We start from the raw sequence: 15,577 nt of genomic DNA, 5'->3' as shown, positions 1-15,577 counted from the left end.
AATTGAAAGGAGTCGATTATGATGTTGATAGCACGCTGTAAGGAATTGATTTGGATAGTTCAGAGGGATTCCACATAGTTTTATAGAGCTTATATCACACAAGTTTATCACTGAATTTGATGTATAAAAAATATATAATAAAATCAAATCAACCCACTTTTAATTATTTATTTATAAACAAAAGATACACCACTTAAAAAGCGGTGTATCTTTCTCAGGTTTTACTATTTACGATTACTTCTCTTTGTCTTAAACAATCTCACTAAGTTCGAAACAACAGTTTTTGTTACTGCATAAACTGGTACTGCTAAAATCATTCCGATGATTCCAGCAAAGTTACCTACCCCTAAAATTAGGATAATAATTGTTAATGGGTGAATGTTTAATTTCGAGCTCATAATACGTGGTGAAATAATATTACTTTCAAACTGTTGTACAATTGTTACGATAATAATTACGTATAAGGCTTGCATCGGAGATACGAACAGTCCTACAATAACAGCTGGTGCTGCCCCAATAAATGGACCTAAGTTAGGAATGATGTTTGTAAATGCTGCAATAATTCCTAAAACGAAAGCGTACGGTAAATCGATAATTAAATAACCGATAAAAGTAAACGCACCTACAAATATACAAACGAGCGCTTGTCCTTGAATATATGCAGATAATGTTTCGTTCGTTTCCTTAATGATACGAAGCCCCTCTTCACGGTAAGACTCTGGTAATAAACTTACCGCTTTTCCTGGAAAGGCATGTCCATCTTTAAACATGTAAAATAAAATGAACGGTACAGTAAATACAACTAATGCAACGTTCGTGATAATACCAAATAAAGCCGTTGCACTCGACGTAATTGTATTTGGTATATCTTTTAAGTATTCAATTGCATTTTTTTCAATTGTTTCAATGGAAACGTAGTTTTGTGTAGATAACCATTCAAACAACCTATGATGTGATAATTCTTGTATGTATACTTTTCCCTCTTTTATGTAGCCTGGCATATTTTTTACTAAGTCCATTAGCTGTTGTGATATAGTAGGAACAACTACTCCAACGCCAACGGCAGTTAATGTTATGATAAAAAGATATAACAGTAATATCGCTAAATTTCTAGGTACTTTTTTATTCTCCAAAAAGATTAATACAGGATTAAATATGAAGTATAAAAAAAGCGCGATTAAGATTGGGAAAAATAATGTTGATATGAAGATACCAATCGGTTGAAATAAAAATGATATTTTTGTGCAAATAAATATGATTCCTACAACCATTAGCACTTCTAATGTCCAAAAGTGCACTTTCGATTTCAAAAAAATGGCCTCCTTTAAACTAGCACTTCTCTTCATTGTACCAAAATAAACATGAATTTCACATAATATTTTCCTTTACAATATTCCAAAATACCAATAAATACACTACAATGAGATTATATACAAATTTGCGGGTAAAGGTGATAAAAATGACACAATGCATCATTTGCAGAAAAGATACGAAAGAACTTAGTGAACAATATGTCATTCCAGAAATATTATGTGGATATTATTTCACAAACTCAATTTGTGATACTTGTCATGAACAAATGACAACAAATATTGATCGTCCTTTAATTAGGCATAAATTGAGTCAGTTTAAGATTGAACAAATGAAAAGACAAATTGATTCCCCACTCTATACGAATGAGCACGGTGAAGAACTTGCGGCTGCTGAGACTGATGTTGTCGAAGTAAGCGACGAAATTCTTTATTCTAATGCATTAATTATGAAACTATGTAAAAAGCACGATATTTCCTTACATAATGAAATTTGGAAAGAAGAACGTGTAACGAAAGTAGCGAGTTCTATTCAACGTGAATTGCTATTAGATAACCGTAAATATAAAATGAGTATATTAAAAATGGCTTATACATTCGCTGTACAAGCAGTTGATGGCTACTTTGAAGATCAAGATGCGATTGATATTTCTACCATTCTCTCAAATGCAGATTTCGTGGAACTAAAAGAAAAAAGCATTGTACGTGATTTAAGCAAAAGTTCTTTATGGAATACGCTAAATACAAGTAGTGAAAATCATTACTTTATTTTACTTAGCGATAAAGATGGGCTGTTCTGTTTCATTCGTCTATTTGATATTTTTGATGTTGTTGTTCATTTATCAGAAAAAAGATTCGACCTTCCATCACCAATTGTCGGTGTAAATAATGTGAATACACAGAAATTTTATATCCAAAGTTTAAAGCAGTATATGGATGGGCTGTTTAAAGAAAAAGCACCTACTATACAATAGAAATCAGAACATACGGTCTCCTTTCTTGATGAAAAGACACTGTGTTATAATGAGTATGAAAAGAACAATACAATCACATAAACCAATTATAAATTGTATATAAATAAAAAAGACTAGTGTGCGGCTACACACTAGTCCACGTAACTTAGCAGATTGGATTGTTCATTTATCCTATTTGTTTCTTACAAACAAAACAACCCACATTCTATAGGCATAGGTGGGTTGTTATTTTTTGAGCTTGTCTATTAAAACGACGACGAACGTTAACAATGCAACGAGAAACAGTCCACCTTGCAGTAGCAACGCTATTTCACTCACGTATTATCACCCCCCTCCTACTCGGAGAAGTGATAATTGAACAACCAACCGCACCTTAAGTTACCCTTTAATTTTACCATATTTTCTAATAATTTACGATGAAAACCCGCAAGCGAATAACTTGCGGGTTTTTTCTCACTATTTTTTTAATGCATATGCATCAGCAATCATTTCACCAACAATTTTATTTTCTTTTTTCTTCTCGTCTTTCAATAATGGAAATAACAATTCTGCCACTTCATACGCTTCTTCTAAATGCGGATATCCTGATAAAACAAACGTATCAATTCCTAACGATTCATATTCTTTTATCCTTTCTGCTACTGTATGCGGATCGCCTACAAGTGCAGTACCTGCCCCACCTCTTACAAGTCCGATTCCGGCCCATAAATTAGGGCTTATCTCTAATGATTTCCTTGTTCCTTTATTTAAATGTGTCATTCGTTTTTGTCCAACTGAATCATATCTTGCAAATGTTTTTTGAGCAAGCTCAATTGTTTCGTTATCTACATATTGAATTAAACGTTCTGCCTCTTCCCATGCTTCTTCTTCTGTTTCTCTTACAATTACGTGTAATCTAATGCCAAATCGCAGCTTACGTCCCTTCTCTTCTGCAAGTTTTCTTACTTCTTCTATTTTCTCTTTCACTTGCTCTGGTGGCTCTCCCCACGTTAAATATACATCACTATGTTCAGCTGCTACTTCTTTTCCAGCAGCTGATGATCCTCCGAAATATATAGGAGGATATGGCGTTTGAACTGGTGGGAATACCACTTTACTATCTGTAACTTTAATATGTTTTCCTTCTAAAGAGATCGTTTCACCTTGCAATGTCGATTTCCAAACTTTTAAAAATTCATCCGCTGCTTCATATCTTTCATCATGATCAAGATATAATCCATCTCCTTGTAGTTCAACTGGATCTCCTCCAGCTACTACATTAATAAGCAGTCTCCCATCTGAAATTCTATCAAATGTAGATGCCATCCTCGCTGCAACTGTAGGGGACATTAGTCCTGGTCTCACTGCTACTAAAAATTTTAGTTTTTCTGTTTCAGCAGCAAGAGCTGAAGCTAACACCCAAGGGTCTTCACACCCTTGACCAGTTGGAAGTAAAACACCCGTATATCCTAAATAATCAGCTGCCGCAGCAACTTGCTTATAATAACCATATTCAGCTGCTCTTCCTCGTTTTGTCGTTCCTAAATATCGACCATCTCCATAAGCCGGAATAAACCATAATAATTCCATACCTTTACACACCCCTTATTTATTTTGAAACGTATACTAACACATTCTATATAAATTACCTCTAATAATTTATATGTTAATTCCCAGTCTCACCTTTAAAATTATCTCGCCATCTTAAAAACTTCACTTCTAGTAAACGTACAAGAGAGTCAGAAAACTTCCCAACAAATGCAAAGATAATTATGCCGACAAATACGATATCTGTATTTGAAAATTGCCTTGCATCCATAATCATATAGCCAATACCTTCTGTAGACCCCATAAGTTCTGCTACTACTAAACTCACCCATGCAACACCTAACGATAACCTTGCTCCTAGTAAAAGGTTAGGCAATGCGGCTGGTAAAATTAGTTTCGTGATTAATTTTCTTTTACTAAACTCTAACACTCTCGCAACATCAAATAACTTTGAATCCACACCTCTAATACCTAAAAATGCGTTTACGTATAAAGGAAAAAATGCACCATCTGCAATTAATAGCACTTTCGATGTTTCACCAAAACCGAACCATAATACGAAAAGCGGCGCAACAGCTAAATGAGGTACAGTTCTTAACATTTGCACAGATGGATCTAAATATTGCTCACTTCTCGTTGAAAATCCAACAATCGTTCCTAAAATGATTCCTAAGCCCCCACCAATAAAGAAACCAGCCGCAGCCCTGAATACACTAATACTTAAATGGCCGAATAACTCTCCTGTTTTAATAAGCTCTTGGAAAGCTAGAAAAATATCTAATGGTGTTGGTAAAACTGTTTTAGAAACAAGACCGAATACGCCAGCCAACTGCCAAATTATTAATATAATAACCGGTATAGTAATCGCCCTTACTAAAACCTTTACATTTAACTTTCGCACCTTCTTGACGCTGTTTTTCTCAATCGTTATACTCGTTGGTTTAATAACAGCTTTCGTATTTTCCACTTTACAAAACCTCTTTTCACTTCGCTTTCAATGCTTTTTCTACGAAAGAATTATCTACAACTTTTTCCGTCTTAATTTCTTTCTTTATAGAACCGAGCTTATATTGAAAATCCGCTGTCTTTTGTTGTTCTGCTATTATTTCCTTCGTTACCGGAACTAAAATTGGTTTGTCGTGATTAAACACTTCTTTTACGATCTCCGCATCTATCTTTTTTACAGAAGTATATACTTTTATTGCTTCATCTAAGTTAGCATCTTGCCATACACGTGCTTTCTCATAAACTTTGAGGAATTTCTCAACTAATTCTGGATGTTCTTTCGCAAATTTTGTTCTCGTAATTAAAAATTCTGGTGAAGAGGCATTTAATGTTTCACCGTCTGCAATCACCTTCGCACCTTTATTTAACGTATGTAATGATATGAAAGGGTCCCAAATCGCCCATGCATCTACTGATCCTGATTCGAATGCAGGCTGCGCTTCATCTGGTTGTAATTGAATGACATTTACATCTTTTGAATCAATCCCTTCTTTATCAAGTGCTCGATACAATAAATTAAAAGCACTACTTCCTTTTGCTACTGCAATTTTTTTACCTTTTAACTCTTTTACACTCGCAATCTTGCTATCTTTTTGAACAAGAATTCCAGTTCCTTTTCTCGCATAACTTGTATTGGCGATTTCGGTAAATCCAATACCTGCTGCTTGCGCTGAAATGACTGGAGAATTCCCTACTTCACCAAAGTCTAATCGGTTTGATGCGATTGCTTCAAAATAAGGAGGTCCACTTTGGAACTCTGTCCATTTCACTTTAACTCCTTCTTTTTTAAACTCCTCTTCAAACCACCCCTTTTTCTTTGCTAGTAATAGCGGGCTTAATCCTTGTTGTATACCAATTTGTATTGTTACATCTTCTTTCTTACTACTTGCTGTACTTTTTTCACATCCTAATAAACATACTGATATAGCTAAAGCAAAAGAAAGAACTTTAAATTTTTTATACATATAAAATCACCCTTTTCCTATATACTTGTTTGAATCAATCCTCCATATTCAAACTGCTGTAATACTTTCGTTCGAAGTTGTTGGAACGATTGAGAAGTTTTATTTCGCGGATAAGGCAAATTATTTTCAATTACTTTATGTATTTTTCCAGGCTTTGCACTCATAATGATGATTCGGTTTGAAAGATATATCGCTTCGTCTATATCATGTGTAACGAATATCATTGTTGTTTTCTTCTGCTCCCAAATATTTAGCAATACTTCTTGCAAATGACTTCGAGTAAAAGCATCTAGCGCTCCAAAAGGTTCATCAAGTAATAATACATTTGGATCTCTTAATAACGCTCTCGCTATCGCAACACGTTGTGACATCCCGCCTGAAATTTCTTTCGGATACGATTTTTCAAAGCCATCTAACCGAACGATTTCAACCCATTCTCTCACCTTATCTTTCACATACTTATCTTTTAACGACAAATCTGCCGCTATATTTTCTTCAACTGTTAACCATGGAAAAAGCCTATGTTCTTGAAAAATAAAACCTTGTTTCTTACTCGGTTTTAAGATAGACTCCCCGTCAATAACAACTTCACCTTCAAAATCATTATCTAGACCTGCAACAATTTTTAGTAATGTACTTTTTCCACACCCACTCGGACCAATTACTGTAACAAAATCCCCTTTCTCTAATTGAAAATTAATATTCTCTAATACTTGAACAGTACCAGTTTGTTTCAAAAAATATTTTGATACCCCATCAATTGAAACAGTCATTTCTTCCCCTCCTTAAAATGATTCATATAAATGAACAGATTCAGTATTTGTGCAATAAAAAAACCAAAGGCATTTTATCAACAGATAAAATGCCTTTGGTTTCTCCAATCAGCAATACGTTATGGAATTAAGTACATATTATACAAATATTTCCGATAAGTCAACTAGGTTTTATCAAAACATACATATGATTCGTTTGAACATTTTTACTGTTGTTTATTTGAACGATATCATTTACTTACTATTTCTTCTGATCTTTAATCCACTGTAACCAATAAGAAAACTCACATGCTAAATGCATTTGATGGGATTTAATTAGGCTATTAGGACAAAGGGCTGGGAACTCAACAACTAGACTTACTTCTATCCCTGTATCAGTATCTTTAAATTGATGTCGAACTCCACCAATAGTAGTACCATCTTTCATACGTGCAACACCTGTTGATTGGTATTGATAAGATTTATCTCTCGGTGTTTTTAATCCGGTTTCGTCACCAAAAACAATGAAAAATTGAACTGGAAACGGAGAATTACCAGTAGTTTCGATAACCTCTAATTCATTTTCCCCAAAGGGTCTTAGTACATAGTGATCAGGACAAGCAGATAAATTCACTTTGTTATTTTCACGTGATTGTTCAAGCATCAAACTATCAATTCCATGTATAGCTACTTCTGCTGTAATCCCATCTAAATAAATACTAGTTTTTGAAAATTTTCGTCTATCACCAGATAAAAGAGTACAGATACGCATACCTATTGCACTTAATCTAAGTTTTGATTTCAACTTTTCGTACACTTCATTGTATGTATATCGCAACTTTATTTCCGTTAGCTGTTTTATCATGACGTCTGTATCATTTATTTCAGGCTCTTTATGTCCTAATGTATATAATACTTTTTTTATCCGTTCTCTTTTCCATTTTATAAGTTGCTCTTGTGAGATATTATTTCCATCGATAATAATTTTCATAAACTTTCTCCTTCCTTTTGATTGTATCGTAGTGTAGTTAATACTAAATTAACCATTTCATGTTTTGTATCTAGATTCAACTTTACTTCTGAATGAGCAATACTGCTAAGACCGTATAGAATAAACCCAGAAGCTAATAACGAGTTATCAGTATAAAAAAAACCTATGTTTACTCCCTCTTCAATTACTTGTCTAATTAACGGTTGCATACGTGCGAATAATTTCTGTTCCAGTTGAAAATGTTGTTCCGTTTGAAACGAACTCACATTTTTATAGGGTGCTAACTTTTCAATAAATGTCCAAAATATATCTAGTGAATCTTTCATCTTTTGCATGACAGACCGTTCATTTGAAATAAGTATTTCTTCAATTAACTCCATATTTTTCACAATAAAGTCATTTAAAACTTCATCAACAAAATCCTCCTTAGACTTGAAGTAATAATAAAATAAACCCGTTGCTACACCTGCATGATTCACAACATCTTTTATGCCAAATCCTTTCATACCATTTTTCATATATAGTTCAAAACCAATATCCATTAACTCTTGCCGTCTTATATCTGGTTCTTTTGATATTCTTTTCATAGGTCATCTCCTATTTTTTTCTTGCGACTGAATCTGATTCAATCATAAACGACTGAACTTGATTCAGTCAATCTTATTTCATAAATTTAAAATCAATTTAATAACTAAGCAACGAAATTTCTACAAAAAAAGTAATCTCAAGAAATATGCTACTAACCTTAGATTTATCAAAAAAGTTAGATCATATAACTTGAGACTACTCATTTCCATTCAAAATATTTATGTAATTAAATTTTAGTTCTTCTGCGCCCTGGCTGTCTCCAAAACTATTTGTGGAAGCTCTTTTTGAATGATTTCTTTCAGTCCATAAAGAGCTTCCTTCACATAACCACCTTCGAAATTTCCTAATGGTTCTGGTAATTCATCCTCATCTAATATGAAGTATTCTCCATTTGGAAGTACCATAATATCGATGATTAAATCTTCGAAGGAAACCACTTCGTCTTTTATTTGTGTGTTTTTTACGATATTAAAATAGGAACCTAAATAATTTCCTTTTATATCTCTCCAAACGTATAAATTGTACGAACGATCTTTCCAGTAATATGCGATTGTATAACTCCCTTTTGGGATTGTTAACTTAGTATCTTTTGCAGTCATTGTAAATGAATACTGCACCTCGTGAAATAAAACGATACTTTGTGATTGCTTTTCAAGTAATAAGCAATTGTGATCTACTATCGTTGAGTTATACCGGATTTTTCTTTCTATAATTTCAATTTTCGATGTAAGTAACTTATTCATTATTTTGTTTCCCCTTACGCTAGTTCTATCCTCAATTATATCTATTTATGTAGTGATAAAGAAGTATATAGTTTTTTATATAATGATTTATACAAGTACACAATAAAAACTCCTTCTTATTTAGAAAGAGTTTTTCACTATCCATGTTTCATATTTTTTCACTTCTAACGGAAGCTCATTTGTTTTTATGTAACTAACAGCACTATTACTCATGTTTTAACTTTTCCTTAACCGCATCATAAAATTTTCGCTCTTCATCAACATTTAAGTGAACACGACTTACTGTTTTAGAAAAGCCATATAACAACTGTGCTTTCACTGGCTCTTTTAATGTTATTTCAAAAGTAGCAGGTTCTTTTATGAACTCCATAACAGTTGCATCCAATACCTGTTTCCCTTCTTTTGCCGATAGCAATTCACCCTTGTAGAACGCAATATTATCAATTTGTGTAAATGGTATAACAATTTTCTTTCCTAATCCAATTTGAATGATTACTTGTTCTTCTGTTACGACAAGTGGATTTTTACGCATTGCTTGTATTTCAGCTAAAAAATAAAACATTGCATATACGTTTAAAATAAGTAACACCCATGCTACAACCGGATTCCATTGATGAAACAAATAATGAAAACCGATACTTTCTATTAAGGTCGCATGGATGATCATGATATATACACCTATTGCACCAGTCTTTTTGTGATATGAGTATACGGATTCACCTTCTGGTACTTTTTCACGCCACGATAAAAATGCATAATAGATTAACTTACACTCCGTTACAATGATATCTATTAATTTATTTCTTTTCATAGTAGCTTCAAATGCTGCATCAATCGCATAAGAAAAGGAATAATTTTCTCTTCTATATTCTTTATATCTTTTTATTATTTTAGGAAGCACTCTAACAATTTTATAGAGAAGGAATAATTCTAGACCTACAAATACAATTTCACCCGCAACAATAATATAAGAAACGTATGAAAAATCTTGTAAATAGTCACTTGGAATAATAAATCTTGCAAAAATATAACCAGCTATTACAACAGGAACTATATACGTTAACGAGTATCTTTTTCGAATAATGAAGAAATACGTGATGATCGGAATGACAAACATGCAATCTAATAATGACCCAAGCACAACTTCTTTCGGCGCAGCTGGTACTATTGGAAGAGCATACAATAAATAGTTTGATAGCATAATTAAAGAGACGAGTCCAATCCAAATACCTTTTCGCCTTCGCGATAGTGTAATATTCATACGTTTACTCCCTTATTTAAAAACCTCATTTAAATGGTCTTTATAAAATGAAATGGCACGTTCAAATTCTTTTACTTCCTCTACTTTCACGACAGTTTCAAGTAATAATTTCATCGCTGATTCGTGATCGTTTACGTTATATTTTGCTAATGATAAAAATACTTTCATCGGAGCGTTCTCTGGGAATTTTTTCACCCCAGCTTCTAATACTGTAATTGCCTTTTCATATTCCCCTATACAACGATATGTACTTCCTAAACCAATATAAGCACTGCAAAGCGATTCGCCATCAAGTCCATTTGCGATTGCCTGCTCATAATACGGAACTGCTTCTGTTTCTAGCCCCATTACATCATGTATCCACGCACACTGATACAGTACTTCTGCATCCTTTGTAAAGTTTGTTAATCCTATAAGTATCTCTTTAGACTGCGCATATTTCTTTTCGTTTCTAAGTTTAATAGCTTGCTTTAATAAATGTTCCATAGAATCCACTCCTCACCAATTATTCTGTGTATAGCTCTTGATTGGTATACGCTTCACATTCGTGTAAAAGTAAAATTCCCACCAATTAAAGTTTCGCTTACTTATTACTATGCGGATTCATTCTTATCTAAAAACTTAATTTTAAAAAGCAGTGACACGATTACATAATATCTCTAAGCTTTTGACAATTTCTTTCGCTGTTTCATCTTTCCCATTACACAACTTCCCTTTACCATCCTGTCCAATTACATAATGTACGGCTCCGCGCGAATATAAAGAATGTGGTGAATTCGCAATCATTACATTCGCCCTTGCTTCTTTCATTCTATTTTTTGCTCTTTCAAACAGTTCTTCTTCACTTAAATCACTTTCAAGTTTAAAACCAACAAGTACTGTTTCTGGGTCCCATTCTTTTATTTGTTTTAATACTTTTGGAGCCTTTTGAAAATGAATAATCGGTGCTATATCACTTGAAATTTTTCCGTTCATATTAAGAACATTACCATCTTGATCACAAATCTTCTCCACAATCCAATCTGATCCAGCCGCTGCCATAATGACTGCATCAACCTTTTCATGTTTGATGATACTTTTCATTTTATCTTGTAAATCAACGATTCCTTCAAACGGATGTAATTCTAACCCTCTATGTACATCACTCGGTTTCTCCGCAAAATAACCGTGTAAATATATAACATGTGCCCCTTTAGCTAGAAGTTCTTCTGCGATTATCCTTCCGATTGTACCTTTGGCCATATTCGTATGCCCGCGTACTTGATCCCATTTTTCTAGACAACCACCGCTCGTAATTAATACCTTTTTCCCCTTCATTGTAACCATCCCTTACTAATTTTTCTTACGAAACCATTCTGTTCCAAAGTCAACTATATCACGCTGTTTCATTAGACGACACGTTGCATTCCCTATCTTCCCGTTGTTTACAGTTCCTTTTCGCTCAAACTCCACACCAATTTCTACAAACTTCTCAGATTCGTAATCCATTTCAATAAACTCTTTCCACACTCTTTCACCATTTTCTATAATAGGTGCTCCTACTTGTATTAACTCACATGCACCAGTGCGCACCTCGGATAAATGAACAGACGTATTGGAATCGTATCCAACACCAATTAATAATACGTAACCGTCTAAATCGTATATTTTTCTTAATGGAGATTCTTCTCCAAAGCTCATTGATAACGTATGGTTCATTGTTATTTCTACTGCATGTTTTCCCCATGCAGCAAAACTTCCTAACGGATGATTACTACGTACTACATTCGGATATGTACGAAAACATTCAACTATTTCACCCATTCCCCTTGTTGGGGTTATACGTGGATCAAATGCTGGGACGTTATCTCGGATAATTTGCCACCAGTCTTCCGGTACAGGCGGTCTGGACCAATGCTTCGGATCGGATAAATCCGAAGATTGTGTTGGCATTATTATCGTTCCCTCTTCCGTAACAACTTTCATTAATGCTTCTACTACGGCAACCGCACCACCAGATATCCACCCGATAGAACTTAATGATGAATGAACGATAATTATCATTCCTTTTTCAATTCCTAATGCTTTTAAATCTTTTGTTATAGTTTCGATTGTATTTGGAAATTGTGTACTTGCTACTATTTCATTCATTTTCATATTAGTTCCCCCACTAGCCACATAAATTTAAACTTTTATATAAGTATATTATCATATTTTTCTTAATTTTTAACTTAATCATATTCATTACTACAAAAATATGTATATTGGTGTACTGAAGCCTCAAAACTCTATTAAAATCGTAGATAATGATGAGCGAGAGTTTTTTGAAATGAAGAAAAATGTAAATCCTATTTTTTCAAACTATACTCCATATGCATATTTTTATACTATTTTTCCAAATAACAATGAAATCTTTCGATTCCCGTATATTTTTCTAAATTTTTAACTTGAAAACCAATTCTTTTATAAAATTCTACCGCCCCATCGTCTGTCTCTGCTTCTATATAAGTCAATTGATATATTCTTACAACCTCTTTAATCATTTGCAGTGCAATTCCTTTTTGACGATAATCTGGAGCCACTGCTATATGACATACTCGTGCTTTAGTTGCTCCGATTACTTCAATACCTATACAAGCTTTTTCTTCATATTTGTACAAAGTCCCTTTATTACTTTGATAAAGTAATACTGCTTTCTTTAAGCTTATTTCTTTTGGACCGACGGCATATTGTAGCACATTTAATATTGAATCTTTTTCAAGTTGTTCAACACGTTGTAAATTCATACTTTCATCCCTTTCTACGAAAAAAGACTAGCTCTTAATAAAAAGAGCTAGTCTCATTACGCCGTTATTTTTTCTTCTTTTTTTACAACGACAGCCACATAACTATGAAGTATCATCCCAATAATAACGAGACTCATACCAACCCAAGATAATGATGACGGAATTGGTGCAGATAACCAGATCAGCTCTCCTACTAGCGCAAATAAAACTTCACCAGACTGCGTCGCTTCCACTGTTGCTAGTTTTTGCGGATCATCTTTCACAAGATCTGTTGCAAAGAAAAATAATACTGTCGCGATTAACCCAGAACTAACTGCTACAATAAAACATTGAAAAACTTGGCTACTTGATGGTAATCCATTTGTAGATACTTCGTAACCAGATAGAATAAACCAAAATGGTAAACTTGCTAATGTCATACCGAGTACTCGCTGAAATACATCTAATTCCCCTTTACAAACTTGCATCATTTTTCTATTTCCAAGAGGATACGCAAATGCTGCAATAAGTACAGGAACTACGCATAAAACGGTTTCACGAATACCTAATGAAGAAGCATGTTCTACTTGCATGAGAACAACACCGAATAAAATAATGCCCGACATAACTAATTCCTTCATCGGAAGTTTTTTATGTAGTGGATCCACCGCAAAAAATGGTGTTAACAAAATCCCTGCAACAATTGTAATTTGCCATGTTGATGCAACGAGCCAACCTGGTCCGAACGCTCCAGCAAAACTGAGCGGTGCATAAAAGAGACCAAATCCAACGATACTCCATACTAACCATTCTTTCGGATTGTTTTTCATATATTGAAAGAGTTGCTTTAAGTTCCCTCTATACATAACAATAAGTAATAGCATTGGAACCATAAAATAATACCGTAATGATGCACTCCAAATCCAGCTTCCACCTTCTAAGTCCATTGCCCGGTTTAAAACAAAGGTAAAGGCAAAGAAAAATGATGCCAGTATCCCTATAACAATTGCTTTCATTGTAAAACCCCTTGTTTAGTTTCTTCCTAATACTATACAACAAAATAAATATAATTAAAATTCACAATCTTTAACTTGTATGTAATCTAGCTCTATATAATTTCCTCAATCGACTTATATGAGCTTGATGATACCGATTATGATCTGCTATATGCCATATTCCCCATCTTATAGTCGCATTTTCCCCTTTTTCATACAAAACTTTCCGCGTTAAATCAGTTTCTGTTAGTTTCATACATTCTTCATAAAACAATTTTTGCACTGCTTCATAATCTTGCATTAACTCTTGCAACGTGTATTTTCTTAAACTCGGTATTTCTCCTACTTCATTCAACATAGGCCCATATTTATTTTCAAATGTTGTTGGAACATCTTCTCCCTTGAAACGATACACCCAATGTAAATCGACAACTGCTAAATGCTGAAGTAACTGCCCAATACTATTTTCATTATTTTCAGACCCTTTATAGGATAGTTCGTTCTCTTCAGTACCTTCTACTAGCCTTTGCAATCTATTAAACGTATCAGCAACCGTCGCATACAAAATCGCTACTTGAGGGTCCATATTTCTTTCTAAATAGAGATCTTTCATACAAAACTTCCTCTCTTAAAAGAACAACACCATATGTTCATCATCACTATACAAACCATTCATTTTTATAGCCCTTTTTTCAATTCCGTACGTTTTAAATCCCATTGATTCATATAAGCGTTTTGCTGGTTCGTTCGTTGACACAACCCCTAAATTCAATTGCTCTAGCTTCATCTCTTTTGCCCTTTCAATTGCTTTACGTATTAAATCACGTGCAAGACCACTTCTTCGATTTTCAGTATCTACATACATTGCAACGATATGTCCTTTATGCTTATATGCGTCTTTTTCTTCTGTTAATAAAGTAACAACCCCAACTAAACGATTTTCATTATTAAAAGCACCAAATGTAAAACTACTATTGGATGAAAGATTACTAGCAACTCGTTCAAGAGGGTTTTCTTGACGTACTGCTTCTTCATAAGTCGTTATAAATGCTTCTGGATTTACTTGTAATGCTTGTAAACGTAACTCCCAATATTGTTTTGCATCCGCTTTTGTAAGTAATCGAATCATTTTATCTTCCCCTTTTTAATTCACATAATATTTTTATGGGCTACTTTTTTTGATTCATACTCTTCTTTTAATATACTGTAACGATTGCGATGAATGAACTTCCCCTGTCTCAATCGATCATTTCTCATTAACCCTTCGCATACAAATCCGGCACTTTCATAACTCTTTTTAGCTTTTGTATTATCTTCATCTACACGTAACCAAATTTTCACCAATTCAAACTGAGAAAAACCTATTTGTAACATGCTGTTTAGAGCTGCCATTCCAAATCCTTTACCCCAATAGTCTTTATTTCCAATCGCAATTCCTAGTTCAGCATTTTTATTTGTTTTATCAAAATTTTTAAGGTCTACCCATCCAATATGTATACCTGCCTCAGTAACGATTGCCCTTTGTTCATAACCATTTTTTCGACTTATACAAGCTTCAATCCAGTTTCTCGTATCTCCACGAGTGAACGGAGGATATTGATCTGGTACGACTAAATGCTTTGTTACATCTCTATCTAATGACCATTGATAGCGATCTTCTACATCATCTAGTGTCAATTCTCTTAATTGAACATATGGTACATTCATTTTTCTCTCCCCTTT

19 protein-coding genes are annotated in these 15,577 nt (G+C 33.8%); 1 reads left to right on the top strand and 18 read right to left on the bottom strand.

Features of this window, described 5'->3' with window-relative positions:
- Positions 1-224: 224 nt before the first annotated feature.
- Positions 225-1,310 (bottom strand): AI-2E family transporter, encoded by a 1,086-nt coding sequence (locus C4S65_RS11015; RefSeq protein ID WP_000837892.1) that lies wholly within the window; start codon positions 1,308-1,310, stop codon positions 225-227.
- Positions 1,311-1,459: 149 nt separating this feature from the next.
- On the opposite strand from C4S65_RS11015, the gene C4S65_RS11010 reads away from it, so the two are divergent.
- On the top strand, positions 1,460-2,284 hold the full coding sequence (locus C4S65_RS11010; protein WP_000189708.1) for an HNH endonuclease: 825 nt from the start codon (positions 1,460-1,462) through the stop codon (positions 2,282-2,284).
- A gap of 225 nt (positions 2,285-2,509) precedes the next feature.
- Here C4S65_RS11010 and C4S65_RS34905 read toward each other — a convergent pair whose 3' ends face one another.
- From C4S65_RS34905 to C4S65_RS10925, 17 genes are all read right to left on the bottom strand, one after another.
- Positions 2,510-2,602 (bottom strand): putative holin-like toxin, encoded by a 93-nt coding sequence (locus C4S65_RS34905; protein ID WP_001289320.1) that lies wholly within the window; start codon positions 2,600-2,602, stop codon positions 2,510-2,512.
- A 138-nt stretch (positions 2,603-2,740) separates the two neighbouring features.
- Entirely contained in the window at positions 2,741-3,853 is a 1,113-nt protein-coding gene (gene ssuD, locus C4S65_RS11000; RefSeq protein WP_000422244.1) for an FMNH2-dependent alkanesulfonate monooxygenase, read from the bottom strand.
- A 76-nt stretch (positions 3,854-3,929) separates the two neighbouring features.
- Positions 3,930-4,778, bottom strand: a complete 849-nt coding sequence (locus C4S65_RS10995) for an ABC transporter permease (protein WP_086407439.1) — start codon at positions 4,776-4,778, stop codon at positions 3,930-3,932.
- A gap of 16 nt (positions 4,779-4,794) precedes the next feature.
- Positions 4,795-5,781, bottom strand: coding sequence for an aliphatic sulfonate ABC transporter substrate-binding protein (locus C4S65_RS10990; protein ID WP_097888510.1), 987 nt, complete (start codon positions 5,779-5,781; stop codon positions 4,795-4,797).
- Between the two features lie 17 nt (positions 5,782-5,798).
- Positions 5,799-6,554 carry an ABC transporter ATP-binding protein gene (locus C4S65_RS10985; RefSeq protein ID WP_000218583.1) on the bottom strand — a complete coding sequence of 252 codons (756 nt, stop codon included), beginning with the start codon at positions 6,552-6,554 and terminating at the stop codon, positions 5,799-5,801.
- A 241-nt stretch (positions 6,555-6,795) separates the two neighbouring features.
- Entirely contained in the window at positions 6,796-7,524 is a 729-nt protein-coding gene (locus tag C4S65_RS10980) for a hypothetical protein (protein WP_086407437.1), read from the bottom strand.
- Positions 7,521-8,111, bottom strand: a complete 591-nt coding sequence (locus tag C4S65_RS10975; protein ID WP_000822616.1) for a TetR/AcrR family transcriptional regulator — start codon at positions 8,109-8,111, stop codon at positions 7,521-7,523. The genes C4S65_RS10980 and C4S65_RS10975 overlap by 4 nt, the downstream gene beginning before the upstream one ends.
- A gap of 234 nt (positions 8,112-8,345) precedes the next feature.
- Positions 8,346-8,855 (bottom strand): DUF402 domain-containing protein, encoded by a 510-nt coding sequence (locus C4S65_RS10970; protein ID WP_097820806.1) that lies wholly within the window; start codon positions 8,853-8,855, stop codon positions 8,346-8,348.
- 205 nt (positions 8,856-9,060) lie between these two features.
- Positions 9,061-10,116: a hypothetical protein gene (locus C4S65_RS10965; protein WP_001027867.1), complete on the bottom strand. Its 1,056-nt coding sequence runs from the start codon at positions 10,114-10,116 to the stop codon at positions 9,061-9,063.
- Positions 10,117-10,128: 12 nt separating this feature from the next.
- Entirely contained in the window at positions 10,129-10,602 is a 474-nt protein-coding gene (locus C4S65_RS10960) for a tetratricopeptide repeat protein (protein WP_061666539.1), read from the bottom strand.
- A 141-nt stretch (positions 10,603-10,743) separates the two neighbouring features.
- Positions 10,744-11,433 (bottom strand): phosphopantothenoylcysteine decarboxylase, encoded by a 690-nt coding sequence (locus C4S65_RS10955; protein WP_061666536.1) that lies wholly within the window; start codon positions 11,431-11,433, stop codon positions 10,744-10,746.
- A gap of 15 nt (positions 11,434-11,448) precedes the next feature.
- A complete protein-coding gene (locus tag C4S65_RS10950) occupies positions 11,449-12,246 on the bottom strand; it encodes an AAC(3) family N-acetyltransferase (protein WP_140338010.1) in 798 nt (265 codons plus the stop codon).
- Between the two features lie 236 nt (positions 12,247-12,482).
- Positions 12,483-12,881: a GNAT family N-acetyltransferase gene (locus C4S65_RS10945; protein ID WP_086407434.1), complete on the bottom strand. Its 399-nt coding sequence runs from the start codon at positions 12,879-12,881 to the stop codon at positions 12,483-12,485.
- 56 nt (positions 12,882-12,937) lie between these two features.
- Entirely contained in the window at positions 12,938-13,876 is a 939-nt protein-coding gene (locus C4S65_RS10940) for a multidrug resistance efflux transporter family protein (RefSeq protein ID WP_000644590.1), read from the bottom strand.
- A gap of 70 nt (positions 13,877-13,946) precedes the next feature.
- Positions 13,947-14,468, bottom strand: coding sequence for a DinB family protein (locus C4S65_RS10935; RefSeq protein ID WP_000654221.1), 522 nt, complete (start codon positions 14,466-14,468; stop codon positions 13,947-13,949).
- Between the two features lie 15 nt (positions 14,469-14,483).
- Positions 14,484-14,984: a GNAT family N-acetyltransferase gene (locus C4S65_RS10930; protein ID WP_086407433.1), complete on the bottom strand. Its 501-nt coding sequence runs from the start codon at positions 14,982-14,984 to the stop codon at positions 14,484-14,486.
- Positions 14,985-15,004: 20 nt separating this feature from the next.
- Entirely contained in the window at positions 15,005-15,562 is a 558-nt protein-coding gene (locus C4S65_RS10925; protein ID WP_086407432.1) for a GNAT family protein, read from the bottom strand.
- Positions 15,563-15,577 lie beyond the last annotated feature (15 nt).

This window comes from Bacillus sp. ok061 (assembly GCF_900108285.1).
Lineage (GTDB): Bacteria > Bacillota > Bacilli > Bacillales > Bacillaceae_G > Bacillus_A > Bacillus_A thuringiensis_S.
Note: the sequence above shows the minus strand (reverse complement) of the source record. Positions and strands in the feature narration are given on the sequence as shown.